The sequence below is a fragment of the Paenarthrobacter sp. TE4293 genome, from assembly GCF_050435325.1.
GTDB lineage: Bacteria > Actinomycetota > Actinomycetes > Actinomycetales > Micrococcaceae > Arthrobacter > Arthrobacter nitroguajacolicus_C.
In genome coordinates, this window is the sequence record NZ_JBNJRY010000013.1 from 20,698 (window position 1) to 45,588 (window position 24,891).

Sequence of the window (24,891 nt, forward strand, 5' to 3'; positions counted from 1 at the left end):
GGGGCCAGCGGCAGGGAAGATCGTCGTCGAAAGAGTGGTTAGATACGTGAGCATCGAACGGGGTTCAGCAACGCTGGAAGGCACCGAGCTCGATCTGGAAGACGCCGTCATGGGGCCCACCGGCCGCCCTTACCGCGAATTTCCGGAACCCGCTCCACTTGCCTCCCACGGCCCGGCGAGAGTCATCGCCATGGTCAACCAGAAGGGAGGCGTGGGTAAAACCACGTCCACCATCAATCTCGCTGCTGCGCTCGCCGAATACGGCCGGCGTGTCCTTCTGGTGGACTTCGATCCCCAGGGTGCTCTGTCCGCGGGGCTTGGCGCCAACCCGCACGAACTGGACCTGACCGTCTACAACGTCTTGATGGACCGCAAGGTGGACATCCGTGACGCCATCCAGCAAACCGGCGTCGAGGGCGTTGACCTTCTTCCCGCCAACATCGACCTCTCCGCCGCGGAAGTCCAGCTCGTCAATGAAGTTGCCCGCGAGCAGGTGCTGGACCGCGCCCTTAAGAGCGTCGAAGATGACTACGACGTCGTCCTGATTGATTGCCAGCCGTCCCTGGGCCTGTTGACCGTCAATGCGCTGACTGCCGCCCACGGCGTCATCATTCCGTTGATCTGCGAATTCTTCGCCCTGCGTGCTGTTGCACTCCTGGTGGAGACCATCGAAAAGGTACAGGACCGACTCAACCCGCGCCTGCAGGTGGACGGTGTCCTTGCCACGATGTACGACGCCCGAACCCTGCACAGCCGCGAAGTGATCTCGCGCCTGGTGGAGGCCTTCGGTGACAAAGTCTTCGAGACCGTCATCAAGCGCTCCATCAAGTTCGCGGATGCCACTGTGGCGGCCGAGCCGATCACCAGTTATGCGGGCAACCACATTGGTGCCGATGCCTACCGCCGGCTTGCCAAGGAACTGATCTCGCGCGGCGGCGCGCCGTAGCGGACGGTGGGACCGTCACTCGCTTCAGCTACGGAGGCTGCGGACGCTGCCGCCACTGGGGCAGCGCCCGACGCCGGAGCCTCCGAGGGTCGCAAGGCCGGCTTTGAAGTTCGGCTGGCCAACTTCACGGGCCCCTTTGATCTCCTGCTTGGCCTTATTTCCAAGCACAAGATGGATATCACCGAAGTGGCGTTGGCTACAGTCACCGACGAATTCATCAAGTACATCCGGCGACTCCAGGAATTGGGGGAGGACTGGGCGTTGGATGAGGCCAGTGAGTTCCTGGTCATTGCAGCAACGCTCCTGGACCTGAAAGCGGCCCGGCTCCTGCCGTCCGGCGAAGTGGAAGATGCCGAGGACATCGCGCTCCTCGAGGCCCGGGACCTGTTGTTCGCCCGTCTCCTCCAATACAAGGCGTTCAAGCAGATCGCCGGGATCCTGGGCGAAACATTGGAACAGGAAGCACGTCGATACCCCCGCCAGGTTGCTTTGGAAGGTCATTTCGCTGCCCTGCTGCCGGAGCTTGTTTGGCGCCACACCCCGGAACAGTTTGCGGAACTGGCCGCCAAAGCGCTCAAGCCCAAGGATGCCGTGCCCGAGGAAGTGGGCTTGGGCCACCTCCACGCGCCGCCGGTCAGCGTCAAGGAACAGGCCGAAATCATGGGATACCGCTTGAAGTTGGGTGCGCCCTTGTCCTTCCAAACGTTGATAGCGGACGCGGAAACCACCTTGGTGGTGGTGGCGCGGTTCCTCGCGCTGCTGGAAATGTTCAGGGACCGGGTAGTGGCCTTCGAACAGCCCGAGCCCTTGGCGGAGTTGACGGTGCGGTGGACAGGTGATGACGCAGATTGGGACAGTTCCAGCCTGAGCGAGGAATACGAAGCGGGACCCGGACAGGGAAGCACGGAGAACAGCAATGAGTGAGCAGGAAGCGGCCCAGGATGACCTGGCTGAACTGGACGGGCTGCCCGGGGGTGCAAAGGCGGCACTGGAAGCAGTCCTCATGGTTATTGACGAGCCGGCCACCTCCGAAGAGCTGGCCGCCGGACTTAACGTGACGGTCGCCGTCGTCGAGGACTTGCTGCATGAACTGCAGCGGGAGTATAGCGGCTATACTGTTAAAGCCCCGGACGTGGATGCTGTCGGCTTTGCCGATGCCAGCACTGCACCCCGGGGTTTTGAATTGCGGAACGTCGCCGGTGGGTGGCGGATCTATTCACGGTCGGATTTCGCCGAGATCGTGGGCAGGTTCGTGCTCGAAGGCCAGACCACCAGGCTTACTCAGGCAGCGCTTGAAACCTTGGCGGTCATTGCCTATCGGCAACCGGTCTCCAGAGCCCGGGTGTCCGCCATTCGCGGCGTCAACGTCGATTCGGTGGTCCGGACCCTCACCCAGCGGGGTTTGATCGAGGATTCCGGAAACGATCCTGAATCCGGGGCTGTCCTTTATCGGACAACCTCGTATTTCCTGGAGCGGATGGGCATCGGCTCCGTGGCGGAACTGCCCCAGCTTTCGCCGCACCTCCCAGGTCTGGAAGGCATCGACGAGTACTACGACGCCAGCCGGATGTAGCCCACGGGCCTCCGCCGGCACAGCAAGAAAATTTCATACGGATTCACGGCACCTTCAGGGTGCACAGCGACAAAGGGCAGACGATGTCTGCCCGGCTGGCTAGTGTTGATGACAACACCGAATGCCGGCCATTACTACACAAGGACGGGTCATGACACAGGCGGGACGCCAGAGTTCACCACGTAACGGTTCGGGACGCAACAGTTCTGGACGCAATGAGGCCAAGGGCGGCACAGGCCGCTCCAACGCCGGCGGCTTCTCCGGCCGCGGCGGCAGTGCCGGCGCTGGAAAGCGCAACTTCACCCAGGGCGAAGGACGCCCTTTCAAGGCTTCGAAGCCGCGGGAAGCCGCTCCCTTCGATCCCGACAATCCCACGTCGGCCGGCGATTTCGACCGCGGCCAGGCTGCCAGGCCAGCCAAGCCTTTCCGCAAGCCCGGCTCCAACAAGCCCGGTTTCGGCAAGGCTCCCGGTACTCCGGGTGCGCTCAAGCCCAAGCCGAAGCAGGCCAAGCAATTCGGTTCCAAAGCCTTCGGCAGCGAACGCTTCGGCCAAAACCTCGGCCCCATCCGCAAGCCGGGCCGCAACCGCGGTCCGCGCCAGGACGTCCCGCAGTCGGATCTCCACGACGCCGACGGCGTACGCCTGCAGAAGGTCATGGCCCAGGCGGGCGTGGCTTCGCGTCGCGTGTGCGAGGAAATGATCCTCGAGGGCCGCGTCGAGGTCGATGGCGTGGTGACCACAGAGCTGGGGATGCGCGTAGATCCCACTTCCGCGGTGATCCACGTTGACGGCATCCGTATCCAGCTCGACGAAACCCTCGTCTACATGGTCTTCAACAAGCCCAAGGGCGTCGTCTCCACCATGGAAGACCCCGAAGGCCGCCCCTGCATCAGCGACTTCCTGAAGAACAACAAGAACAAGGGCGAACGCCTGTTCCACGTCGGCCGCTTGGATGTCGCCACCGAGGGCCTGCTGCTGCTGACGAACGACGGCGAACTGGCCAACCGCTTGACCCACCCTTCCTACGAGGTGCCCAAGACCTACTTGGTCCAGGTGCGCGGCCCGTTCCCGCAGGGCGTGGGCGCGAAGCTGAAGAATGGCGTCGAGCTTGAAGATGGCGTAGCTGCGGTGGACTCGTTCCGTTTGGTGGACTCCACCCCGGGCCACGTCCTCATCGAAGTTGTCCTCCACTCAGGCAAGAACCGCATTGTGCGCCGTATGTTCGACGCCGTCGGCTTCCCGGTGGAACGGCTTGTCCGCGTCAAGGTCGGTCCCATTGGCCTGGGTGACCAGCGTCAAGGCAGCATCCGCAACCTCGGCAGGCAGGAAGTCGGACACCTCCTGGCATCTGTAGGGCTCTAGGGCATGTCGGCATTCGGTACGCACGGCCGGGGCCATCTTGATGGTCCGGTCGTCGTTCTCGGTACAGGCTTGTTGGGGGCCAGCATAGGCCTTGGCCTGCGCGGACGCGGAGTTCCGGTCTTCCTGTCCGATCCTTCGCCCACCAACCAGGCGGTTGCTGTGGACATCGGGGCGGGACGACCGTTGGGGGAGCTGGATGAAGAACCCCAACTGGTGGTTGTCGCGGCTCCGCCGGACGTCACGGCCGACGTCGTGCAGAAAGCACTGGCGGACTACCCGTCCGCCGTCGTGGTTGACATTGCCAGTGTCAAAGCGACCGTCCAGGCGCAGCTGCGGGAACGTGGCGTGGACTTGGCACGCTATGTGGGTACGCACCCCATGGCCGGTCGTGAGAAGTCCGGTCCTGTGGCTGCCCGGGGCGAATTGTTCACCTCCATGCCGTGGGTAATCTGCCCCTCCGAAGAAACCTCCGATGCGGCACTGCAGACGGCACGTTCCCTTGCGGTGGATCTTGGGGGGATCGTCTCCCAGTTCACAGCAGACGAGCACGATGAAGCTGTGGCGCTGGTGTCGCATTTGCCGCAGATCATGTCTTCCCTGTTGGCCAGCCGGCTGCAGGGAACGCCCCTGCATGCCCTGTCCCTGGCGGGAAACGGGCTTCGGGACACCACCCGCATCGCAGCCAGTGATCCCACCCTCTGGGTGCAGATCCTTGGAGGCAATGCGGAGAAGGTGGTGTCCATCCTCCATGGTGTCCGCGAGGACTTGAACCGCCTGATCGGAACGCTGGAAGAACCGCTGGCGCCTGGCGCCCGGCTGGATCTTGCACAGCTGATCAGCGAGGGCAACGCAGGGCAGGCACGGATCCCGGGCAAGCACGGAGGGCCTCCGCAGGCTTACTCCTGGCTCACCATCCTGGTGGACGACAAGCCGGGCCAGATCGCCCACCTCCTCACGGAGATCGGCGAGATCGGCGTCAACGTCGAAGACCTCCGGCTCGACCATTCGTCGGGACAAAACGTGGGCATGGTGGAGCTTTCCGTCCTTCCCAGCAAGCATGACCTCCTTGTTGAAGCTTTGACTGACCGTGGATGGCGGGTACTCCAGTAATGACGCGTGAATTCTTTGGACCGGAGACAGTTGCCCGTCCCGGCAAGCCGCTCGTGATTGCGATCGACGGCCCCTCCGGATCGGGCAAGTCCAGCGTCAGCAAGGAAGTTGCCCGGCGCTTGAAGCTGGCGTACCTCGACACCGGCGCGATGTACCGTGCCCTGACCTGGTACTGCCTCAAGACCGGAGTGGACCTCCACGATGGCGCGGCTGTTGAACAGGCATCCAAGACCATGCCCTTGGAGATCAGCACCACTACTGCCACGGAGTACGTGGCAGTGGACGGCACCGACATCACGGATGAGATCCGGGATCCCTTGATCTCGTCATCTGTGAGTGCCGTGGCCACCACCTTGGGTGCCCGCACCGAGCTGATTCGCCGCCAACGCGAGCTGATCGACCAGCACCACCACCGCATGGTGGTGGAAGGGCGCGACATCACCACCGTCGTCGCCCCCAACGCCGAGGTCCGCATGCTCCTGACCGCCAGCGAGGAAGCCAGGCTGCGGCGTCGTGGAATCCAGTTGGGTGGCACGCAAAGCAAGGAACAGCTTGCCGCGCAGGTCATCCAGCGTGATGCCAAGGATTCAACGGTGGTGAACTTCACCCAGGCAGCCGACGGTGTGGTCACGCTCGACTCCTCGGACCTCAACTTCGAAGAAACCGTGGATACCGCCCTGGCGATCGTTAGCAAGGTCATCTATGGCGACTGAGAATCAACTTCCGGCTGAGTGGACCCGGCTCTGGAGCCGGCCCGTTGGCTGGTTCCTGGACCACGTCATCTACCGGACCGTCGTGTCGGGCAAAAGCAACGTTCCTGCCGCAGGACCGGTAGTTTTCGCCGCCAACCACATCAGCTTCCTGGACGGGCCTGTCATGTTCGGCGCATCACCGCGGCCCATGCACATCCTGGTCAAGAAGGAGATGTTCAAAGGTTTCCTGGGCAGGGTCCTGAGGGGCTCCGGCCAAATACCGGTGGACCGGACCGGTGACCGCCGCGCCCTGCATACCGGCAAGCAACTGCTCGACGCCGGCCGTTGCGTCGGGATTCTGCCGGAAGGGACGCGGGGGAGCGGTGCAGCCGAAAGCATCAGCAACGGAGTTGCCTGGCTCGCCATCACCTCAGGTGCAACTGTCATTCCGGTCGCGATCCTGGGAACCCGCCAAGGCGACGAGCATCGCGACCATATCCCCACACCACGCCGGAAGTTCCATGTCAGCTTCGGCGAACCCATCACGGTGAAGCGCCGGAAGGGCGAAGCCGGGCGTGTTTCAATGGACAGGGCGGCTGCGGAGATCCGTGAAGCCCTGGCCGAACACGTCCAGGACGCCGTCCGGGTCACAGGCCAGGGCCTTCCCCAGGATCCTGCGCCCGGAGAAACCACTCCGCAGCACCGCCATACAGCAGTAGCCGGGACGCCGGCAGACCACCCCTAAGGAAAGTGCAATGAGCGATACGACTCAAAAATCCGGCCTCCACGGAGCCGGCGACGACGAATACACGCCCACCGGCACCGACCAGGTGGCGGAGAACCTGGCTGCCCTGGACGACGAAGAGGCCGAACTCCGCGCCGCGTCGCTCCGCGCGGGCCTGGACGACTACGATCTCGATGAAGAAGATGCAGCGCTGCTGCGCGGGGAGTACGGCGATGAGGGCGACGAAGGCCCCCTGAAGCTGGACCCTGTCCTTGCCATCATTGGACGCCCGAACGTGGGCAAATCCACCTTGGTCAACCGCATCCTGGGCCGCCGCGAAGCCGTGGTTGAAGACACCCCAGGCGTCACCCGGGACCGCGTCATGTACTCGGCCCGTTGGAATGGCCGCAACTTCACCCTGGTAGATACCGGTGGATGGGAGCATGACGCCAAGGGCATCCACGCCCGCGTTGCCGAGCAGGCCGAGATGGCCGTTGAGCTTGCCGACGCCGTCCTCTTCGTGGTGGACTCCGCCGTCGGCGCCACCGCCACGGACGAGGGCGTCATGAAGATGCTCCGGAAGAGCAAGAAGCCGGTCATTATGGTGGCCAACAAGGTGGACGACTTCGCCCAGGAAGCCGACTCGGCAGCACTCTGGGGCCTGGGGTTCGGCCAACCGTACCCTGTATCCGCACTCCACGGCCGGGGCGTTGCCGACCTCCTGGACCACGTCATGGACACCCTTCCCGAGTATTCCCTGGTGGAGGGCGTCGAGCGCTCAGGCGGCCCGCGCCGAATCGCCCTGATCGGCCGCCCGAACGTGGGCAAGTCCTCGCTCCTGAACAAGCTCGCGGGCTCCGAACGTGTCGTAGTGGACCCGCTGGCCGGCACTACCCGTGACCCGGTTGACGAATTCATCGAGCTCGGCGACCGTACCTGGCGCTTCGTCGACACTGCAGGTATCCGCCGCCGCCAGCACATGGCCCAAGGAGCGGACTTCTACGCATCCCTGCGGACGCAAGCCGCGCTCGAAAAGGCGGAGGTCGCCGTCGTGCTTCTTGCCGTCGACGAGGTCCTTAGCGAGCAGGATGTACGCATCCTGCAGTTGGCCATTGAATCCGGCCGTGCGCTGGTCCTTGCCTTCAACAAGTGGGACCTGTTGGACGATGAACGACGCCGCTACCTCGAACGCGAAATTGAGCAGGACCTGGCGCACGTTGAATGGGCTCCACGCGTCAACATCTCCGCCAAGACCGGATGGCACAAGGACCGCCTGGTCCCTGCGCTGGATATCGCACTGGAGAGCTGGGACCGCCGTATCCCCACTGGACGCCTCAACGCGTTCCTGGGCGAGCTTGTTGCCGCACACCCGCACCCGGTCCGTGGCGGCAAGCAGCCGCGTATCCTCTTCGGCACCCAGGCCTCCAGCCGCCCGCCGAAGTTCGTGCTCTTCACCACGGGGTTCCTGGATCCCGGCTACCGTCGCTTCATCACGCGACGCCTCCGCGAAACGTTCGGCTTTGAGGGTACGCCCATCGAGGTCAACATGCGCGTACGCGAGAAGCGTGGCAAGAAGCGCTAAGTGAGACGGGCATCACAGTCGCGTTTGGCTGTGATGGCGTCTTCGACCTCCAACTTCGTGTAAGCTTTTGGAGGTGGTTCGGCCGGACTGCCTAGGTGGGACTCTTCGGAGGAAAACTTAGGCGGAGAACGGTGGAACCAGCGGGCTGTAGCGCAGCTTGGTAGCGCACTTGACTGGGGGTCAAGGGGTCGCAGGTTCAAATCCTGTCAGCCCGACCATGAAGGCCGGAATCACGCGGAAACGCGGGATTCCGGCCTTTGGTCGTTAACGCCGGATCAGTTCCCGGGCTTGTTCGCTGGTCCGCGTATCCACAGCGGGGGACCAGCGAACGGGCCCGGGATTGCTAGGCCTTCTGCAGCGCGCCGAGGGCCCGCACCAGGGGCTCGAGCTCGGGAACTGACTCGGCTGCCTCCAACGCGGAAGCCAGCGTCTCATCGTGCACCGGCTTTGCCGCCTCGAGCAGCTTCTGGCCGGCCACCGTCAGCTCGGTGTAGATACCGCGGCGATCATCGGCGCACAGGATGCGGGTGAGCAGCCCCCGGTCTTCGAGGCGGTTGACCAGCCGGGTTGTAGCGCTGCTGGAGAGGGCTGTGGCGCGGGCAAGTTGTTGCATTCGCATGTGCCAGCCATCCTGGCGGCTCAGCGCATCCAGGACCGTGTACTCCACGACGGACAGCTCGCTGGAAGCCTGGAGTGACTTCTCCAGTTCAGCCTCGATGCTCCCATGCAGGGCGGCAAGGGTCCGCCAACCCTGTGCCCGTACCTCTACGGCGTCATCCTTGATGCCCATGCCTGCTGTGCTCCTGCCTTGTTTTTGGTAGTGATGTCGACGCATCAGAAGTAGTTGCTTGCGCAAGTATCTAGCGTGTGCAACTATATATAAAGCGTCTGCAACTATTATTCTACGGTTCCCGGCGACGCAGTTCCAATCTCCCTGGGAGCCACCACATAAGGAGCTTCACATGCCCGCAGGGTTGATTGCCCTTGCCCTCGGCGGATTCGGCATCGGACTGACAGAATTCGTGATCATGGGCCTCTTGCCCGAGGTTGCCGCCAACTTCCAGGTCAGCGAGGCTGCGGCCGGCTGGTTCATCTCCGGCTATGCCCTGAGCGTTACCGTTGGCGCCCTCCTGGTCACGGCGGCCGTGACCCGGCTGCCGCGAAAGCCTGTTCTGGTCGGCTTGCTCGTGCTGTTCATCGCGGGCAACTTCCTGTCCGCCATCGCCGACAGCTACACGGCAATGCTGGTAGGCCGCATTGTCGCCGCACTGTGCCACGGCGCCTTCTTCGGTATCGGCTCGGTAGTGGCGGCCAGCCTGGTTCCTGCGCACAAGAAGGCCGGGGCCATTGCCATCATGTTCACGGGCCTCACCGCCGCGAACGTCCTTGGCGTGCCCTTCGGAACCCTGCTGGGCCAGAACTTCGGGTGGCGCTCCACGTTCTGGGCGATCACCGCCATCGGTGTGGTCGCCTTGATTGGCATCGCACTCATGGTCCCCAAGGCCAGCACCGAACCGACCAAGGGCCTGCGCAGTGAGCTTGGAGCCTTCCGGTCCGGCCAGGTCTGGCTTTCCATCATTGTGACCATCCTCGGCTTCGGTGGCATGTTCGGCGCCTTCACCTACATCGCCTTTACGCTGACTGAGGTGTCCGGCTTCGATTCCGGAGCCGTACCGTGGCTCCTGGTGCTCTTCGGCGGCGGCCTGTTCGTTGGCAACGTCCTGGGCGGCAAGGCAGCCGACAAAGCATTGGACAAGTCCCTCGTCGTCATCCTCGCCGGGCTCGTCGCAGTACTGGTCTTCTTCGCCCTCACCGCGTCCAGCAGCATCGCAACGCTGGTTTCGCTGGCGCTGATGGGTGGGTTCGGCTTCGCGACGGTCCCGGGCCTCCAGATGCGCGTGATGTACTTCGCCTCCACGGCCCCAACGCTGGCCTCCGGTGCCAACATCGGTGCTTTCAATCTGGGTAACGCGCTCGGTGCCTGGCTCGGCGGAGTCACCATCACTGCCGGCCTCGGCTACACCTCACCCATTTGGGCTGGCGCGGGCATCACGGTTGCCGCATTGCTGGTCATGGTGGTTGCCGCTGTGGCGGCCAGGCGCAGGGGAGGTGCGGCACCCGCTGCGGCCCCCGACGTCGAACGCGAACCCCACGAAGCGACCGTCGCCTGACGCTGGAGGAAAGAAAGAAGCCCGCCACGGACTGATCCGTGGCGGGCTTCCCGCGTCCGGGACGGGGTTCCCGGCGTTGGGTTCTAGGCGCGGGGTGACTCAGCCGCTGCGTCGTTCGCTGCCCTGACCCGTTGGTTCTCCGCCTGTTTCAGCGCTTTCATTTGCTTGCCCCGCCGCCGCCAGAGGGCCCACAGCACCGTGACCGCGATAAAGACGACCACTGCCGCAATGGCAGACACGGCAGTCCATGTCGTAAAGAACCCCGCATCCACGCTGAGGGTCCGCTGGCCGGCGTGCGCTGATTCCGTGGTGCCAAAGGCGATGCCGGCCGTGAGGAGGTTGGGAGTGGCGATGGCTACGGCCACTACAAGAATGGCGACCTTCCATGGCCAGGAAACCGCCTTGCGCGTGGCCTGCCAGGCCACCAGGAGCGGAGCGAAGGTGAAGACGAAACCGTAGAACATGCCCACCAGGACGCTGGCTCCAAGATCGCGGTTGATCTGTCCGGCGATGACGTCTGACCACCAACGCGGGAGGATGGCCCCCAGAATAAAGCAGGCAGCCACCGCAACAAGCAATGCCACCAGAATCAGGATTATTTTGACGCCCCAATTGCGCTTTTTCCGAGCTGGTACTTGTGCTTGTTCAGTCATGGGTCAATCATGGCAGAGACCCCCTCAGGTGCAGGGGAAATGTGTCTATACTTTCAGCGGTGGCCACCAGCACAGGCCGCCGTCGAGATTCGTCATTGTCCCGATGAAAGGCCACCCGTGAGCAATATTCCAGAAGAACTTTCCTACACTGCGGAGCACGAATGGGTTACCGCTCCTGATGCCGACGGCGTTGTGCGGATTGGAATTACCGACTTCGCGCAGGACGCCCTGGGCGACGTCGTCTACGCCCAGATGCCTGAACCGGGCACAAAAGTCACCGGCAATGAGGTAGTCGGCGAGGTTGAGTCCACCAAGAGCGTCAGTGACATCTACGCTCCGGTGAGCGGTGAGGTGGTCAATCGCAATGACTCCCTGGATACCGATCCAGCCCTTATTAACTCGGATCCCTATGGCGACGGCTGGCTGATTGAGGTAAAGCTCGCAGAAGCAGATGCAGTGGATTCCCTGCTCAGTGCATCGGAGTACGAACAACAGGTAGGCTAAAGTTATCTGGCCCGCCAGGCTGAATTTCCTTAGCGGGAAAGCGCGACGGCGGGCCAGCAACCGATTTGCCCGGCGGTACCGGGATGCGGAAGTGCCTGGCAGGGTTTGGAACTGCCGGCGGATGAGGAGGAAATTCCATGGTTGGCGGCGAACGGAATCAAGCCAATGTCGGGAACGGCGCGGAGGAACAGCCCACGTCGGAGACCACCTCGATCAGCATCACGCCCACGTGGGACGAGCCAAGCATTGCACCCAAGCTGGCCCCTGAAGAGCGTGCATCCGTGGAAGCCCTCCCGCCGAACTCGGCTTTGCTCATCGCCCACAGCGGTCCCAACGCCGGAGCCCGGTTCCTTTTGGACGCGGACACCACCACGGCGGGCCGGCACCCGGATGCGGACATCTTCCTGGATGACGTCACTGTGTCCAGGAAGCATGTCCAGTTCCTCCGGACGGCCTCCGGCTTCGAGCTCGTGGATATGGGCAGCCTCAACGGAACGTACGTCAACCATGACCGCGTTGACCGCGTGCAGCTCAAAAGCGGCAACGAGGTCCAGATCGGCAAGTTCCGGTTGACCTACTACCTGAGCCCTGTCCGCGCAGCAGGCCAAGTCTGACGGGGTACCTGCCTGTGGCTATCGCCCAGCCGGACCGCCGCGGACCGCAGGTCCTCAACATTGGGGAAGTCCTCGCCCAACTGAGCGATGACTTCCCCGGGATGACTGCGTCCAAGATCCGTTTCCTTGAGGAAAAGGGACTCATCAATCCGAAGAGGACCCCTGCCGGATACAGGCAGTACACGGACAGTGACGTCGAGCGCCTCCGTTTCGTACTCGCTCTCCAGCGCGATCAGTACCTTCCGCTCAAGGTCATCAAGGATTACCTGGATGCCATCGACCGGGGGGAGCGCCCGGAGAACCTTCCACCCGGCGTAACTGTGGCACCCAAGGCTGTGTCGGCCGGTATGGCTGCGGAGGTGCAGGGGAGGGCGCGGGCTTTGACGGAGGAGCAGTTGCGCTCTGAGTCGGGTGCCAGTGTTCCGTTGCTGGAATCCCTCCTGAGCTTTGGGCTGATCAGCCACGTCGGCGGCAGGTTCGATGAACACGCTCTCCAAGTGGCGAGGGCTTGCGTTCAATTGGAAGGACATGGCCTGGAACCCCGCCACCTTCGTCCCTTCCAGGCTGCGGCCGAACGGGAGTTCGGCCTGGTCGAACGTGCCGTGGCACCGTTGACCTCGCGCCGTGACGCCGCCTCGCAGGCCCGTGCAGCAGAGGCGGCCCGTGAGATCAGTGAGCTTTGCCTGACCCTGCACAGGGCGCTCGTCCACGATCGCATCTCGCGGATGGATAGCTGATGATCGAAGTCGAAATCGTCGGCGTGCGCATCGAATTGCCGTCCAACCAGCCGTTGGTGCTCCTTCGCGAGCTCAATGGGGAGCGGCACGTGCCCATCTGGATCGGCACCCCCGAAGCCAGCGCCATCGCCTTGGCCCAACAAGGAGTGGTGCCGCCGCGACCGATGACGCACGACCTCCTGGTGGACGTCGTCGAATCGCTGGGGCACTCCATCATCAGCGTCAATATTGTGGCCGTCGAGGACAACATCTTTTACGGACAACTGCAGTTCGACGACGGCACGGTGGTCAGTTCCCGGGCTTCGGACGCGCTTGCGCTGGCTCTGCGCGCCAAGTGCCGCATTTGGTGTGCTGACGCCGTGATGGATGAGGCCGGCGTCCGGATCACCGAACATGATGAAGGGGAGGACTCGGAGCCGGATCCCAGCGTGGATGAGGAGCGCGAAATGCGCCGCTTCCGTGAGTTCCTGGATGACGTGGAACCCGAAGACTTCGAAGGTTGAGACACCCTAAGCCTAAAGTTGAGGGTGAAAGTTTCGACACGACGGAAATTTGGGGCCAAGGTCTTTGACCTCGGCCCCCGACGGGCCTAACGTCGAAGATATCAAGTTCCCGTTGCATACACTGCCTGCGCAAGTCACACTAGAAGGTGCCGACTTGCGGGAATTACACTGCTGCATTTCAGTGTTGTGCCAGAGTACGCACCGTCCCCAAGGGAACTGAGAACAAGGAGGTCACGTGAGTCCGAAAGGCGAAGCAGGCGAGCTGAAGCAGGCCTCGACCGGCATTGCTGCGCCCGCATCCGGCGCCCAAGGTTTGCTCTTCACAGAGGACCTTCCGGTGCTGGACGAGGACGCGGGCTACCGCGGTCCCACTGCATGCAAGGCCGCAGGTATCACGTACCGCCAACTCGATTATTGGGCACGGACCGGCCTGGTTGAGCCCGCTGTACGCGGCGCGGCCGGATCCGGCTCCCAGCGGCTCTACGGATTCCGCGACATCCTGGTTCTGAAAGTGGTCAAACGCCTCCTTGATACGGGCGTTTCCCTGCAGCAGATCCGCACTGCCGTGGAGCACCTCCGCGAACGCGGCGTGGAGGACCTTGCGCAAATTACGCTGATGAGCGATGGTGCCAGCGTTTACGAATGTACCTCCGCAGACGAAGTCATTGACCTCGTACAAGGCGGACAAGGCGTTTTCGGCATTGCCGTCGGACGTGTATGGCGGGAAGTCGAGGGAAGCCTGGCCGCCCTTCCAAGTGAGCACGCCGTGGAGCAGTCCTTTCCCGACGACGAACTGAGCAAGCGGCGGGTGGCCCGCCGCATCGGCTAAACCCTGCCGCATCGACTGGACCGCAGGACCCGGACGTTAACCACAGAAAGCCTCTTCCCCTTGGGGAGGAGGCTTTCCTTGTGGCTGCCAGGTTTGCTGTGGTCCGCTTTGCTCATTGTTCCAGCCCCGTCCGAGGCTGCGTCAGCTAGCGCTGGCGGCGGTCCCGCAGGGACGGCTGGCCCGCCAGGAGGCTTTGCAGGAGGGCATCGAACAGCTTGGCCGAGTTCTTGGCCGAATCGCCGGGCCAATGGTGCACCGAGTGGGCGGCACCCTGGATCTGCTGCCAGTTGGCCTGTTCCGGAATATGGGGTGTGAGCAGCAAGTCGCCGAACATGGACTCCATCTCGGCCAAACGGAAGGTGTGCTCAGCGGACCCCGTCCGTACCCGGTTGGCGACGATGCCTGCCGGGGCCAGGTTCGGCGCGAACTCCTGCCGGAAGAGCTGAATGGCCCGCATGGTCCGTTCAGTGCCGGCCACGGAAAACAGTCCGGGCTCTGCAACGAGGACCACGCGGTCGCTGGCGCTCCACGCCATGCGCGTCAGCCCGTTAAGGGAGGGCGGGCAGTCCACGAGGACCAGTTCGTAGCTGGTGGTGCCGGCCAAGACCGCAGACAGCCTGCGGAGGTCGCGGCGGCCCAGATCCGGGCGGTCATAGATTCCGGTGAATGCCGAACCTACTGCGACATCCAGGGTGCCGTCGCTGGAGCCGTTGGAGACCCAGCTGCTGCCGGCCACATTTTCCTGGAGCCGGGCCTTGCGGGGGCTTTTCAGCATCCGCCCGATGTCGAGTTGCCCGCCCGGCTGAACGCCAAGCGCCGTAGTGGCGTCGGCGTGGGGATCGAGGTCCACCACCAAGGTAGGAATGCCGGCTGCGAGGGCCGCGGACGCCAGACCAGTGGTCACGGACGTCTTTCCCACTCCACCTTTGAGGCTGCTGATGCTGACTACTTGCACTTGAAAACCCAAAACCTAACGCCGGTTGCCGTATCGCGCTGATTCGGCTCCGGAAGCGCCGGAGCCGGGGCTTGCCGAAGCCCCCTAACATCATATGGTGCATCGCGGTCGAAACCCGCTTTCTACGCGCCCGGCCACGGGGGAGAAGCGTTGGTAATAGCATGCCGTTCGATCGCGCGCACGTATATACAGCCCAGATGACGATTCCTTTGTGATGGTTGCCACAAAGATTTGTGTTTGATGCTGGCGGCACTACACACTGTGACCACCGACCGATCCACCCGCAATGATGCAGGAGAAGTATGTTTTCGAAAATTCTGGTGGCCAATCGCGGCGAAATCGCGATCAGGGCGTTTCGCGCTGGTTATGAACTGGGCGCCAAGACCGTAGCTGTCTTTCCGCACGAGGACCGTAACTCGATCCACCGGCAGAAGGCCGACGAAGCTTACCTGATCGGCGAGGTGGGCCATCCCGTCCGCGCCTACCTGGACGTGGAGGAGGTTGTCCGCGTCGCCAAGGAAGCCGGCGCAGACGCCATCTACCCCGGCTATGGCTTCCTCTCGGAGAACCCGGACCTGGCCCGTGCGGCCAAGGCAGCCGGAATCACCTTTGTGGGTCCGCCCGCGGAAGTCCTGGAACTTGCCGGCAACAAAGTTGCCGCCCTGGAAGCCGCCCGCAAGGCCGGAGTGCCGGTCTTGAAGTCGAGCAAGCCGTCCAAGGACCTTGACGAGCTCATCGCAGCTGCGGACGAGATCGGGTTCCCCATCTTCGCCAAGGCTGTCGCCGGCGGCGGCGGGCGTGGCATGCGGCGGGTTGAGACACGCGAAGCCCTCCCCGAGGCCCTGCAGTCCGCCATGCGCGAAGCTGATGCTGCTTTCGGCGACCCCACGATGTTCCTTGAGCAGGCTGTGCTGCGTCCCCGTCACATCGAAGTGCAGATCCTGGCTGATGCCGAGGGCAACGTCATGCACCTCTTTGAGCGTGACTGTTCGCTGCAGCGCCGCCACCAGAAGGTTGTGGAAATCGCGCCGGCGCCGAATCTGGACGAAAACATCCGCCAGGCGCTGTACCGGGATGCCGTCGCCTTCGCCAAGGCCCTGAACTACGTCAACGCAGGAACGGTCGAATTCCTGGTGGACACCGAGGGTGAGCGCGCGGGCCAGCACGTCTTCATCGAAATGAACCCCCGCATCCAGGTTGAGCACACCGTCACCGAAGAAATCACCGATGTGGACCTGGTGCAGGCCCAAATGCGCATTGCTTCCGGTGAGACCCTCGCGGACCTTGGGTTGAGCCAGGAGTCGGTGTCCATTAAGGGTGCGGCACTGCAGTGCCGCATCACCACCGAAGACCCCGCCAATGGCTTCCGCCCGGACGTTGGAAAGATCACCGGTTACCGCTCTGCCGGCGGTGCAGGTGTAAGGCTCGACGGCGGCACTGTTTACTCGGGTGCCGAGATCAGCCCGCACTTCGACTCCATGCTGGTCAAGCTGACCTGCCGTGGCCGTGACTACCCGGCCGCAGTGGCCCGGGCCCGGCGCGGCCTCGCTGAGTTCCGCATCCGTGGCGTGTCCACCAACATCCCGTTCCTGCAGGCCGTTCTAGCCGATCCCGACTTCAACGCCGGCAACGTGGCGACGGATTTCATCGACAAGCGCCCTGAGTTGCTGAAGTCGCACATTTCCGCCGACCGTGGCACCAAGCTGCTGACATGGCTGGCTGAGGTCACCGTGAACAAGCCGAACGGCGAGCTCACCGTGCATTCCGACCCGGCCAGCAAGCTGCCGGTGATCGAAGGACCGGTTCCCACCTCGGGTTCGCGCCAAAAGCTGAAGGAACTCGGACCGGAGGGCTTCGCCGAGGCGCTCCGCGAGCAGCAGGCTGTGGCCGTTACTGACACCACCTTCCGTGACGCCCACCAGTCGCTCCTGGCCACCCGTGTCCGCACGCGCGACCTCGTTGCGGCCGGTCCCGCGGTCACCGCACTGATGCCGGAACTGCTGTCCGTGGAAGCCTGGGGCGGAGCCACGTACGATGTCGCACTGCGGTTCCTCGGTGAGGATCCTTGGGACCGGTTGGCTGCCTTGCGCCAGGCACTTCCCAATACGTGCCTCCAGATGCTTCTCCGCGGTCGCAACACCGTTGGCTACACGCCGTACCCCGAGGAAGTGACCGAGGCCTTCGTTAACGAGGCAGCGGCCACCGGCATCGACATCTTCCGCATCTTCGACGCCCTCAACGACGTGAACCAGATGGCCCCTGCCATCCGCGCCGTGCGGGCAACCGGAACGGCCGTCGCTGAAGTGGCGCTGTGCTACACCGGCAACCTCCTTGACCCCAACGAAGACCTGTACACCCTCGACTACTACCTGGACCTCGCCCAGAAGATTGTCGACGCCGGTGCACATATCCTCGCCATCAAGGACATGGCCGGCCTGCTGCGTCCGGCTGCGGCCGCGAAGCTGGTCACAGCCCTGCGCGAGCGCTTCGACCTGCCGGTGCACCTTCACACGCATGACACCGCCGGTGGCCAGCTGGCCACCCTCCTGGCGGCTGTTGACGCAGGAGTGGACGCCGTTGACGTCGCTGCTGCCTCCTTGGCCGGTACCACGAGCCAGCCTGCAGCTTCTGCCTTGGTCGCGGCATTGGCCAACACCCCGCGGGACACTGGACTCAACCTGACCAACGTTGGCGCCATGGAGCCGTACTGGGAAGCTGTCCGGCGCGTGTATGCACCCTTCGAGTCCGGATTGCCGGGACCCACAGGTCGTGTGTACCAGCACGAAATCCCTGGTGGCCAGCTGTCCAACCTTCGCCAGCAGGCCATCGCCCTGGGCTTGGGGGAGCAGTTCGAAGCCATTGAGGATATGTACACCGCTGCCGACCGCATCCTGGGCCGGCTGGTCAAGGTGACGCCTTCCTCCAAGGTCGTGGGGGATCTGGCCCTCCACCTCGTTGGACTGAACGCTGATCCTGCGGACTTCAACGAAAACCCGCAGAACTATGACATCCCCGACTCCGTGATTGGCTTCCTTTCCGGCGAACTTGGAGATCCTCCGGGAGGCTGGCCGGAGCCGTTCCGGACCAAGGCACTCCAGGGCCGCAGCGTCAAGGTACGCGATGTGGAGATCAGCGCCGAGGACAGTGCCGCACTCAAGGGCGATTCCAAGACCCGCCAGCACACGTTGAACCGTTTGCTCTTCGCAGGCCCTACCAAGGACTACCTGAAAAGCGTTGAGACGTACGGGAACATCTCCGTGCTGGACACCCGCGACTACCTCTACGGTTTCCAGCAGGGCTCGGAGCACGTCATCGAACTGGAAAAGGGCGTCCGCCTCATTGCCCAGCTGGAGGCGGTTTCGGAAGCCGACGAGAAGGGCATGCGCACCGTGATGTGCACGCTCAATGGCCAGTCCCGTCCGGTGGTTGTCCGCGACAGGTCAGTCGTCAGCAACGTCAAGGCGGCAGAGAAGGCCGACCCGGCACAGCCGGGCCAGGTCGCTGCACCGTTCGCAGGGGCCGTGACCGTCACGGTCAAGGCCGGCGACGTCGTCAACGCCGGAGATACCGTTGCCACCATTGAGGCGATGAAGATGGAAGCATCCATCACGACGCCGGTGGCCGGCACGGTCTCGCGCCTGGCCATCTCCTCGGTGGAGCAGGTCCAAGGTGGCGACTTGCTGCTGGTGATCGGCTAGCGGTCTGCCCATAAAAATACCCCGTCCGGCATTTGCCGGACGGGGTATTTTTGGTTCTGGCTCTTCAGGAAGCGCGCGGAGCCGAGTACATCTCCTCGATGACGGCGTCGAAGTCCTTCATGACCTGGGCCCTCTTGACCTTGAGCGACGGAGTGAGGTGGCCCGAAGCTTCGGTGAAGTCCGCCGGGACAATCCGGAATGACTTGATGGACTCAGCCTGGGACACGGACTGGTTGGCCTTGCTGATGAGCTCCTGTACCGCAGCCTTGACCACTGCGTGCTCCGCGGCCTCTCCCAGCGAGGTGCTTGACGGCAGTCCGTGCCGTTCCAGCCAGCCCGGGAGAGCTTCTTCGTCGAGCGTCACAAGAGCACCGATGAACGGTCGGTTGTCGCCCACCACCAACACCTGGGAGACCAGCGCGTCAGCGCGGATCTGATCCTCCAGCAAAGCCGGAACCACGTTCTTGCCGCCGGCCGTGACGATGATTTCCTTCTTACGGCCAGTGATCTTGAGGAATCCGTTGCTGTCCAACTCACCGATGTCGCCCGTGCGGAACCAACCGTCCGTGAAGGTCTCTTCGGTCAGGTCTTCGCGCTTGTAGTAGCCGCGCATGACGCAAACGCCCTTGGCGAGGATCTCGCCGTCGTCGGCAATCTTGACGGAGTTTCCCGGCAAGGGGGCGCCAACAGTGCCGATCCTGATCATGGATGGAGTGTTGACCGAAATGGGAGCCGTGGTTTCGGTGAGCCCGTAACCTTCCAGGATCTGCAGGCCGATGCCTTGGAAGAAGTGGCCGAGGCGTTCGCCCAAGGGGCCGCCGCCGGATACCGCATGGGCCACCTGCCCACCCATGGCGGCACGGAGTTTGCCGTAGACCAGTTTGTCGAAGACCGCGTGCTTGATCTTCAGGCCGAGACCCAGGGAGCCTGACTCGCGGGCTTTGGAGTACGCGATCGCGGTATCCACGGCGCGGTGGAAGATAGCGCCCTTACCGCCGTCTTCGGCCTTGGTCAGCGCTGAGTTGTACACCTTCTCGAAGACGCGGGGCACTGCAAGGATGAATGTCGGTTGGAAGCTCTGGAGGTCTGCCAACAAATTCTTGATGTCCGGGGTGTGGGCCACCTTGACGCCGCCGGCCACAGCCAGCACGGAGATGAACCGTGCAAAGACATGGGCCAGCGGGAGGAACATGATGGTCTTGGCAGACTCGTTGATGATCTCGGGAAGGGAGGCGCGGGCGTTCTCGGAGAGCTCCACGAAGTTGCCGTGGGTCAACTCGCATCCCTTGGGCCGGCCCGTGGTTCCCGAGGTGTAAATGATGGTGGCAACATCGGCCAGGCCTGCGGCGGAGCGGCGGGACTCGAGTTCGTCGTCGGGAACTCCTGCCCCGGCTGCGCGCAGGGCGTCCAGGCCTGCGCCCTCGAGCTGCCAGACGTTGGCCACGGAACTGATGTCCTCGGCAGCCACGGCCTGGCGAATGACGTCCTCATGGTGTGCTGCTTCGCCAAAGGCCGCCACCGCACCCGAGTCACCGAGGTTCCATGCCACCTGGGAGGGAGAAGACGTCTCGTAGATCGGGACCGAGACAGCGCCGGCAAACCAGATGGCAAAGTCCACCAAGGACCATTCATACCGGGTCCGGGACATTATGCCCACCCTGTCGCCCTGGCCGACTCCGCTGGCAATGAGACCCTTGGCCAGGGCCCGGACATCCGCCAGGAAGTCCGTTGCCCGGATGTCCTGCCATTGCCCATTGCTGTCCAAGGTGCAGAACAACGCCGGGTTGGATGCTTTTTCAGCCTCTCGGATCACGAGGTCCGTGATGTTGGTTTCCGGGGCGATGTTCACGAGGGGAGGAACACTGATTTCACGCACGGTAGCTCCTTTGATATCCACGGGCCACGAGGGGCTGCTTTCACTCTAGTATGCCCGCTCGCGGAGGTGTGTCCTATTTCACCTACTGGCGAGTAACTTTACGGATGTGCCGTCATTTCAAGCAACTCGGGACCTTGTTGCCGCGTGATGCAAGGTGGGATTGCCCGGCGGAATATGATGATGGGATGCCCGCACTACGGTCCACTTTTCGTGCCAGACCCAAGCCACAGGCCACAGCATGGAAAGCGGTGCCGTGGGCTGCCCGCCGCAGCCATTTGGGTCGTCGCGGCCTGGCGATCGGAATTGATATCGGCGGCACCAAAGTGGCCGCCGGTGTGGTCGACGCCCAAGGCAGGGTCCTCGCCGAGGCCCGCAGGTCCACACCCGGCGCTGACCCCCGCGCAGTGGAACGGACCATCGTGGAACTGGTGGAAGAACTCAGCGCCGGACACCGCGTGGCTTCCGTTGGGATCGGCGCGGCAGGATGGATGGACCTCGACGGCGGGACGGTGCTGTTCAGCCCGCACCTGGCCTGGCGCAATGAGCCCCTGAGGGCCAGCCTGCAGAAGCTCCTGCGGCGTCCTGTCCTCCTGACGAACGACGCGGATGCCGCAGCGTGGGCAGAGTGGCGTTTCGGCGCGGGCCAAGGCGAGAGCCGGCTGGTGTGCGTCACTTTGGGCACGGGTATCGGCGGAGCCATGGTGATGGATGGCCGGGTGGAACGCGGACGCTACGGAGTGGCCGGCGAATTCGGACACCAGATCATTGTCCCTGGGGGCCACCGCTGCGAATGTGGCAACCGTGGGTGCTGGGAACAATACGCCTCCGGCAATGCACTCGGCCGCGAAGCCCGCCAGCTCGTCCGGACCAACTCTCCGGAAGGCCGTGCCTTGCTGGAGAATGCCGGCGGGACGGCGGATCAACTCACCGGAGCCGCAGTGACGGCACTTGCCCTCCAGGGCGATGCAACGTCGCGCGAACTCCTGGCGGACCAGGGCGAGTGGTTGGGGCTGGGACTGGCCAATCTGGCCGCGGCCTTGGACCCGGGAATGTTCGTCATCGGCGGCGGATTGTGCGATGCGGGGGAGTTGCTCACAGGACCGGCCCGCGCGTCCTTCGGGAAGAACCTTACAGGCAGGGGATTCCGTCCCATGGCGCGGATAGAACTCGCAGCCCTCGGCCCAAAGGCCGGCATGATCGGCGCCGCGGACCTTTCACGGGTCAGCGGCCGGGCGCATAGCTAGGGCATTCCCCGCCGCGCCGGGCGTCGGCACCTAGATGCGGGCGCCGTCGTCGTCCTCATTTTTGTCCTGCGGAAGCCGCATGATGAGGAACACTACCGACGCCACGAAGGCGGCAACAATTCCGAGGATCGCAGTGAGCGGTGCGGACCGCCAAAACATCGCCGTGAGGAGCAAGGCAACCGGCCCTCCCACAGCGCCCACCCAGGCCAGCATGGTCAGTGGCTCCGTCCCGGCAAGGCTCGGCGGCTCCTCGGGAACGAACGCGTCGTCCTCGTCCTCGTCGTCGACCTCGAAGTCACGTGGTCCCAAGGGGCGGACTGCGTTGTCGGCAGGTGCTGGAACAGCAGCCGCTTCGGGCGCCGTTCCGGTAGCTGGTGCGGAAAGGCCCAGGGGATCGAAATCCTGGAACGTCTTGCTGGATTCCAGCTTCGCCTCTCCTGCTGCGTCAGGGGCCGGCGCGGTGCGGGCCGAGGGTGAAGGGTCTTCCGGTACAGAGGACTGCGTCGACTCCAGCCGTGCCACCAAGTCCAGCCACACGGCGTCGTCGTCTTTGTTGGCGCTTTGATCGGCAGAGTTGGGATCAGGCCTGTTCATGGGCTGTGTCCTTTTCGGGGGAGGGTCTCTGTCCGGCCAGGGCTGCAACAGTTTTCTGGATGAATTCGACGGTTCCCGCGAAGATCTCCGGGGCATCGTTGTCGAGCGTCGCCACGTGGTAGCTGTTGCCCAGGTAGCTGACGTCCACGGGTGCATTCACCCGGGAGCGCAGGAAGTCCAGGCTCGCGGTGGAAATGACATTGTCCACTGTGGACTTGTAGACCCGGACCGGGGAGGTGATCCGGGGGAGGATCGCCGCCGTGTCCTTGTACATCTTCTTCAGTTGGTGGGCCGCCGCGACCGGAGTGCGGGCGTAGGCGCCTTCGTTCTGGTCCGGTTTCAGGATGTCATTGGCAATGGCTGGAGTCGTCTTCACCACGTACTTGAGCGCGGCGACGATGACGGCCCGTGGATCGTCAAGGACCAGCCCGGGGTTGACCACCACAGTCCCGGCCACTGGACGCGTGGCCGCGATGCGCAGTGCCAGCGTGCCGCCCATGGACAACCCGGTGCTGAAGACGTAATCGCACTCCGCAGCCAGTTCCAGGTAGGCGTCATCGACTGCGCGGTGCCACTCCCGCCACGACCGCGTTGCCATGTCCTGCCACGTGGTGCCGTGGCCGGGCAGCAGGGGAAGCCTTACGGCATATCCGGCCGCGGCCAGGTGCTCGGCCCATGGCCTGACGCTGTGCGGGCTGCCTGTAAACCCGTGGGACATAACGACACCCACGCGCGGCCCAATCCCATTCCAGTTGCTGAGGAACGGTGAGAAATCCGGAAGCATGTTCATGATGACTCTGAGGCTACTCTGTGGCTGGCGTGCTGGCGGAAAAATCCGGCTGATTCTTCGAAAATGGTGGGAGCGTCAACATCGAGCGTGGCGACGTGGCCGCTGTGGGGAAGCGTGACGACTTTCAAACGGGACGATGCGATGTGCCTGCTGATGGTGGCAACGGAGCTTGGCGGTATGACGCCGTCCACTGAAGACTTGAACACCAGCGCCGGAGCCTCCACCTTGGGCAGCCCGCGGCTCGCCGTGCGGAAGAGCTTCTTGAGTTCATGCACCGATTTCAGGGGCGTCTTGGAATAGTCGCCGGTCTCAGCGGTGGCCGGGGCCGGCTTGTCTTCCACAATCGGTGTGGTGGTGCGCATGACGTACTTGAGGGCCCCCACGTACCTGACGCGCCGGTCGTAGAAGCTCAGGCCGGGATTGACCAGGACCAGCCCGGAAACATCGTGCTGTGACGCTACCCGAAGGGCCAGCGCACCTCCCATGGATAATCCTGCGACAAAACAGCTCCCGGTCCGACCGGCGAGGTCCAGGTAGCTCTGCTCGAAGGTCCGGTACCAGTCCTGCCACCGCGTGGTCGCGAGATCCTGCCAACTGGTTCCGTGGCCGGGGAGGAGAGGGACAGAAACAGCGAACCCCTGTGAGGCCAGGTATTCAGCCCAGGGGAGCATGCTCAGGGGGCTGCCCGTGAACCCGTGGCAGATGGCCACACCTGTGGTGGCATTGGGTCCGTGCCCGTCATAGTGGAATGCAAGCGGCGCTGCAGGTGTGTGGCGTTCCGTCATGAGTCCCATCGTGTCACTGTTCCGGAGATTTCTCACTGGAGTAGGGTTGCAGTTGAGTGCCGGCCGGGTTGCCGGAAGCATGCCATCCGTCGGCCGTGAGAGGACAACCGTGTTCTATTGGGTCATGAAGAGGATCTTCCTGGGTCCCATCCTCAAACTTCTGTTCCGGCCCTGGGTGAAGGGTTTGGACAACGTTCCTGAGAACGGTGCCGCGATCCTGGCGTCCAACCACCTCTCCTTTTCGGACTCCATTTTCCTGCCGTTGATGGTGCATCGGCCGGTGATTTTCCTTGCCAAGTCCGAGTACTTCACCGGCAAGGGGTTCAAGGGCCGGCTGACAGCCCTGTTCTTCAGGCTGAGCAATCAACTTCCGATGGACCGTTCCGGAGGGGCTGCGTCGGAAATGTCTTTGCAGGCAGGAAAGGACGTCCTTTCTTCCGGCGGATTGCTGGGGATTTATCCCGAAGGCACCCGTAGTCCGGACGCCAGGCTGTACCGCGGCAAGGTAGGTGTGGCCAGGCTCGCCCTGCAAACGCGGGTCCCGGTGGTTCCGGTGGCCATGATCGGCACCGAGAAGGTCCAGCCCATCGGGAAGCGGCTCCCGAGCATCCGTCGGGTTGGCATCATCTTTGGACAACCCCTGGACTTCAGCCGGTATTACGGCATGGAGGACGACCACCTGATCCAGCGTGCGGTGACGGACGAAATCATGTACGCCTTGATGCGGCTCTCGGGCCAGGAATATGTGGATGAGTACGCCGCGGTGGTCAAGGCCCAGTTGGCCGGCAAGGGTCCTGAGCCAGTTCATCAGCTCGAGGTGGCCGAGGACGCCGCTGAAGACATCGCGGACGACCGGGATGAGCCGGACAAGAACGGGAATGCATCACCGCGGAAACTGTGACGCGGACGGGGGCATCAGTTACGTGCACTGTCCAGCAACCTTGCCGG

The 24,891-nt window shown here is 63.5% G+C and carries 24 protein-coding genes and 1 tRNA gene; 18 read left to right on the forward strand and 7 right to left on the reverse strand.

Annotated elements, in window-relative coordinates; genetic code table 11:
• Positions 1–46: 46 nt before the first annotated feature.
• From QF015_RS20800 to QF015_RS20840, 9 genes are all read left to right on the forward strand, one after another.
• Positions 47–946 (forward strand): ParA family protein, encoded by a 900-nt coding sequence (locus QF015_RS20800; RefSeq protein ID WP_310210044.1) that lies wholly within the window; start codon positions 47–49, stop codon positions 944–946.
• Positions 947–952: 6 nt separating this feature from the next.
• A complete protein-coding gene (locus tag QF015_RS20805; RefSeq protein WP_429390620.1) occupies positions 953–1,870 on the forward strand; it encodes a segregation and condensation protein A in 918 nt (305 codons plus the stop codon).
• Positions 1,863–2,519 carry an SMC-Scp complex subunit ScpB gene (gene scpB / locus QF015_RS20810; RefSeq protein WP_310210041.1) on the forward strand — a complete coding sequence of 219 codons (657 nt, stop codon included), beginning with the start codon at positions 1,863–1,865 and terminating at the stop codon, positions 2,517–2,519. The genes QF015_RS20805 and scpB overlap by 8 nt, the downstream gene beginning before the upstream one ends.
• Positions 2,520–2,670: 151 nt before the next feature.
• Entirely contained in the window at positions 2,671–3,882 is a 1,212-nt protein-coding gene (locus QF015_RS20815; protein WP_310210040.1) for a pseudouridine synthase, read from the forward strand.
• Positions 3,883–3,885: 3 nt separating this feature from the next.
• Positions 3,886–4,992, forward strand: coding sequence for a prephenate dehydrogenase (locus QF015_RS20820; RefSeq protein WP_310210037.1), 1,107 nt, complete (start codon positions 3,886–3,888; stop codon positions 4,990–4,992).
• Positions 4,992–5,705, forward strand: coding sequence for a (d)CMP kinase (gene cmk, locus QF015_RS20825; RefSeq protein WP_429390621.1), 714 nt, complete (start codon positions 4,992–4,994; stop codon positions 5,703–5,705). Before QF015_RS20820 ends, cmk begins: the two co-directional genes overlap by 1 nt.
• Positions 5,695–6,429, forward strand: coding sequence for a lysophospholipid acyltransferase family protein (locus tag QF015_RS20830; RefSeq protein ID WP_429390622.1), 735 nt, complete (start codon positions 5,695–5,697; stop codon positions 6,427–6,429). The genes cmk and QF015_RS20830 overlap by 11 nt, the downstream gene beginning before the upstream one ends.
• A gap of 10 nt (positions 6,430–6,439) precedes the next feature.
• The gene (der, locus tag QF015_RS20835) at positions 6,440–7,990 is read left to right on the forward strand and encodes a ribosome biogenesis GTPase Der (RefSeq protein WP_310210027.1); all 1,551 of its coding nucleotides are present in this window, start codon (positions 6,440–6,442) and stop codon (positions 7,988–7,990) included.
• 141 nt (positions 7,991–8,131) lie between these two features.
• A tRNA-Pro gene (locus QF015_RS20840) sits at positions 8,132–8,208 on the forward strand.
• Positions 8,209–8,333: 125 nt separating this feature from the next.
• Here QF015_RS20840 and QF015_RS20845 read toward each other — a convergent pair.
• On the reverse strand, positions 8,334–8,780 hold the full coding sequence (locus QF015_RS20845; RefSeq protein ID WP_429390623.1) for a MarR family winged helix-turn-helix transcriptional regulator: 447 nt from the start codon (positions 8,778–8,780) through the stop codon (positions 8,334–8,336).
• 172 nt (positions 8,781–8,952) lie between these two features.
• Between QF015_RS20845 and QF015_RS20850 the strand changes: the two genes are divergently transcribed.
• Positions 8,953–10,161 (forward strand): MFS transporter, encoded by a 1,209-nt coding sequence (locus QF015_RS20850; RefSeq protein WP_429390624.1) that lies wholly within the window; start codon positions 8,953–8,955, stop codon positions 10,159–10,161.
• An 83-nt stretch (positions 10,162–10,244) separates the two neighbouring features.
• On the opposite strand, the gene QF015_RS20855 is transcribed toward QF015_RS20850, so the two are convergent.
• A complete protein-coding gene (locus QF015_RS20855) occupies positions 10,245–10,814 on the reverse strand; it encodes a hypothetical protein (RefSeq protein ID WP_429390625.1) in 570 nt (189 codons plus the stop codon).
• 117 nt (positions 10,815–10,931) lie between these two features.
• On the opposite strand from QF015_RS20855, the gene gcvH reads away from it, so the two are divergent.
• From gcvH to QF015_RS20880, 5 genes are all read left to right on the forward strand, one after another.
• Positions 10,932–11,318, forward strand: a complete 387-nt coding sequence (gene gcvH, locus QF015_RS20860) for a glycine cleavage system protein GcvH (RefSeq protein WP_310210017.1) — start codon at positions 10,932–10,934, stop codon at positions 11,316–11,318.
• Positions 11,319–11,455: 137 nt separating this feature from the next.
• Entirely contained in the window at positions 11,456–11,932 is a 477-nt protein-coding gene (locus QF015_RS20865) for an FHA domain-containing protein (RefSeq protein ID WP_310210014.1), read from the forward strand.
• Between the two features lie 20 nt (positions 11,933–11,952).
• Positions 11,953–12,669: a MerR family transcriptional regulator gene (locus QF015_RS20870; protein WP_310210113.1), complete on the forward strand. Its 717-nt coding sequence runs from the start codon at positions 11,953–11,955 to the stop codon at positions 12,667–12,669.
• On the forward strand, positions 12,669–13,172 hold the full coding sequence (locus QF015_RS20875; RefSeq protein WP_310210012.1) for a bifunctional nuclease family protein: 504 nt from the start codon (positions 12,669–12,671) through the stop codon (positions 13,170–13,172). Before QF015_RS20870 ends, QF015_RS20875 begins: the two co-directional genes overlap by 1 nt.
• A gap of 235 nt (positions 13,173–13,407) precedes the next feature.
• On the forward strand, positions 13,408–14,001 hold the full coding sequence (locus QF015_RS20880) for a MerR family transcriptional regulator (protein ID WP_026542483.1): 594 nt from the start codon (positions 13,408–13,410) through the stop codon (positions 13,999–14,001).
• Positions 14,002–14,146: 145 nt separating this feature from the next.
• Here the strand turns inward: QF015_RS20880 and QF015_RS20885 are convergent, their stop codons facing one another.
• A complete protein-coding gene (locus QF015_RS20885; RefSeq protein ID WP_310210010.1) occupies positions 14,147–14,956 on the reverse strand; it encodes a ParA family protein in 810 nt (269 codons plus the stop codon).
• Positions 14,957–15,258: 302 nt separating this feature from the next.
• Between QF015_RS20885 and QF015_RS20890 the strand changes: the two genes are divergently transcribed.
• Complete coding sequence (locus QF015_RS20890) at positions 15,259–18,654, forward strand: pyruvate carboxylase (RefSeq protein WP_429390626.1); 3,396 nt, start codon at positions 15,259–15,261, stop codon at positions 18,652–18,654.
• A gap of 64 nt (positions 18,655–18,718) precedes the next feature.
• Here the strand turns inward: QF015_RS20890 and QF015_RS20895 are convergent, their stop codons facing one another.
• Entirely contained in the window at positions 18,719–20,530 is a 1,812-nt protein-coding gene (locus QF015_RS20895; protein WP_310210004.1) for an AMP-dependent synthetase/ligase, read from the reverse strand.
• Between the two features lie 185 nt (positions 20,531–20,715).
• Here QF015_RS20895 and QF015_RS20900 point away from each other — a divergent pair, with 185 nt between their 5' ends.
• Positions 20,716–21,774 carry an ROK family protein gene (locus QF015_RS20900; RefSeq protein WP_429390627.1) on the forward strand — a complete coding sequence of 353 codons (1,059 nt, stop codon included), beginning with the start codon at positions 20,716–20,718 and terminating at the stop codon, positions 21,772–21,774.
• A gap of 30 nt (positions 21,775–21,804) precedes the next feature.
• Here QF015_RS20900 and QF015_RS20905 read toward each other — a convergent pair whose 3' ends face one another.
• From QF015_RS20905 to QF015_RS20915, 3 genes are read right to left on the reverse strand one after another with little or no spacing between them, the layout of a single operon-like run.
• Positions 21,805–22,368, reverse strand: a complete 564-nt coding sequence (locus QF015_RS20905; RefSeq protein WP_429390628.1) for a hypothetical protein — start codon at positions 22,366–22,368, stop codon at positions 21,805–21,807.
• Positions 22,355–23,158: an alpha/beta hydrolase gene (locus QF015_RS20910; protein WP_310209995.1), complete on the reverse strand. Its 804-nt coding sequence runs from the start codon at positions 23,156–23,158 to the stop codon at positions 22,355–22,357. Before QF015_RS20910 ends, QF015_RS20905 begins: the two co-directional genes overlap by 14 nt.
• A complete protein-coding gene (locus QF015_RS20915) occupies positions 23,155–23,943 on the reverse strand; it encodes an alpha/beta hydrolase (RefSeq protein WP_310209993.1) in 789 nt (262 codons plus the stop codon). Before QF015_RS20915 ends, QF015_RS20910 begins: the two co-directional genes overlap by 4 nt.
• Before the next feature lie 109 nt (positions 23,944–24,052).
• Here QF015_RS20915 and QF015_RS20920 point away from each other — a divergent pair, with 109 nt between their 5' ends.
• Positions 24,053–24,844: a lysophospholipid acyltransferase family protein gene (locus tag QF015_RS20920; protein WP_310209990.1), complete on the forward strand. Its 792-nt coding sequence runs from the start codon at positions 24,053–24,055 to the stop codon at positions 24,842–24,844.
• Positions 24,845–24,891 lie beyond the last annotated feature (47 nt).

Excerpts from the sequence above, each read along its gene's own strand:
- QF015_RS20845 (WP_429390623.1), bottom strand. The coding sequence starts at position 8,780 with ATGGGCATCAAGGATGACGCCGTAGAGGTACGGGCACAGGGTTGGCGG.
- QF015_RS20900 (WP_429390627.1), top strand. The coding sequence starts at position 20,716 with ATGCCCGCACTACGGTCCACTTTTCGTGCCAGACCCAAGCCACAGGCC.
- scpB (WP_310210041.1), top strand. The coding sequence starts at position 1,863 with ATGAGTGAGCAGGAAGCGGCCCAGGATGACCTGGCTGAACTGGACGGG.
- QF015_RS20855 (WP_429390625.1), bottom strand. The coding sequence starts at position 10,814 with ATGACTGAACAAGCACAAGTACCAGCTCGGAAAAAGCGCAATTGGGGC.
- der (WP_310210027.1), top strand. The coding sequence starts at position 6,440 with ATGAGCGATACGACTCAAAAATCCGGCCTCCACGGAGCCGGCGACGAC.
- QF015_RS20915 (WP_310209993.1), bottom strand. The coding sequence starts at position 23,943 with ATGACGGAACGCCACACACCTGCAGCGCCGCTTGCATTCCACTATGAC.
- QF015_RS20820 (WP_310210037.1), top strand. The coding sequence starts at position 3,886 with ATGTCGGCATTCGGTACGCACGGCCGGGGCCATCTTGATGGTCCGGTC.
- QF015_RS20830 (WP_429390622.1), top strand. The coding sequence starts at position 5,695 with ATGGCGACTGAGAATCAACTTCCGGCTGAGTGGACCCGGCTCTGGAGC.
- QF015_RS20815 (WP_310210040.1), top strand. The coding sequence starts at position 2,671 with ATGACACAGGCGGGACGCCAGAGTTCACCACGTAACGGTTCGGGACGC.
- QF015_RS20905 (WP_429390628.1), bottom strand. The coding sequence starts at position 22,368 with ATGAACAGGCCTGATCCCAACTCTGCCGATCAAAGCGCCAACAAAGAC.
- QF015_RS20875 (WP_310210012.1), top strand. The coding sequence starts at position 12,669 with ATGATCGAAGTCGAAATCGTCGGCGTGCGCATCGAATTGCCGTCCAAC.
- QF015_RS20865 (WP_310210014.1), top strand. The coding sequence starts at position 11,456 with ATGGTTGGCGGCGAACGGAATCAAGCCAATGTCGGGAACGGCGCGGAG.
- QF015_RS20890 (WP_429390626.1), top strand. The coding sequence starts at position 15,259 with ATGTTTTCGAAAATTCTGGTGGCCAATCGCGGCGAAATCGCGATCAGG.
- QF015_RS20910 (WP_310209995.1), bottom strand. The coding sequence starts at position 23,158 with ATGAACATGCTTCCGGATTTCTCACCGTTCCTCAGCAACTGGAATGGG.
- QF015_RS20850 (WP_429390624.1), top strand. The coding sequence starts at position 8,953 with ATGCCCGCAGGGTTGATTGCCCTTGCCCTCGGCGGATTCGGCATCGGA.
- cmk (WP_429390621.1), top strand. The coding sequence starts at position 4,992 with ATGACGCGTGAATTCTTTGGACCGGAGACAGTTGCCCGTCCCGGCAAG.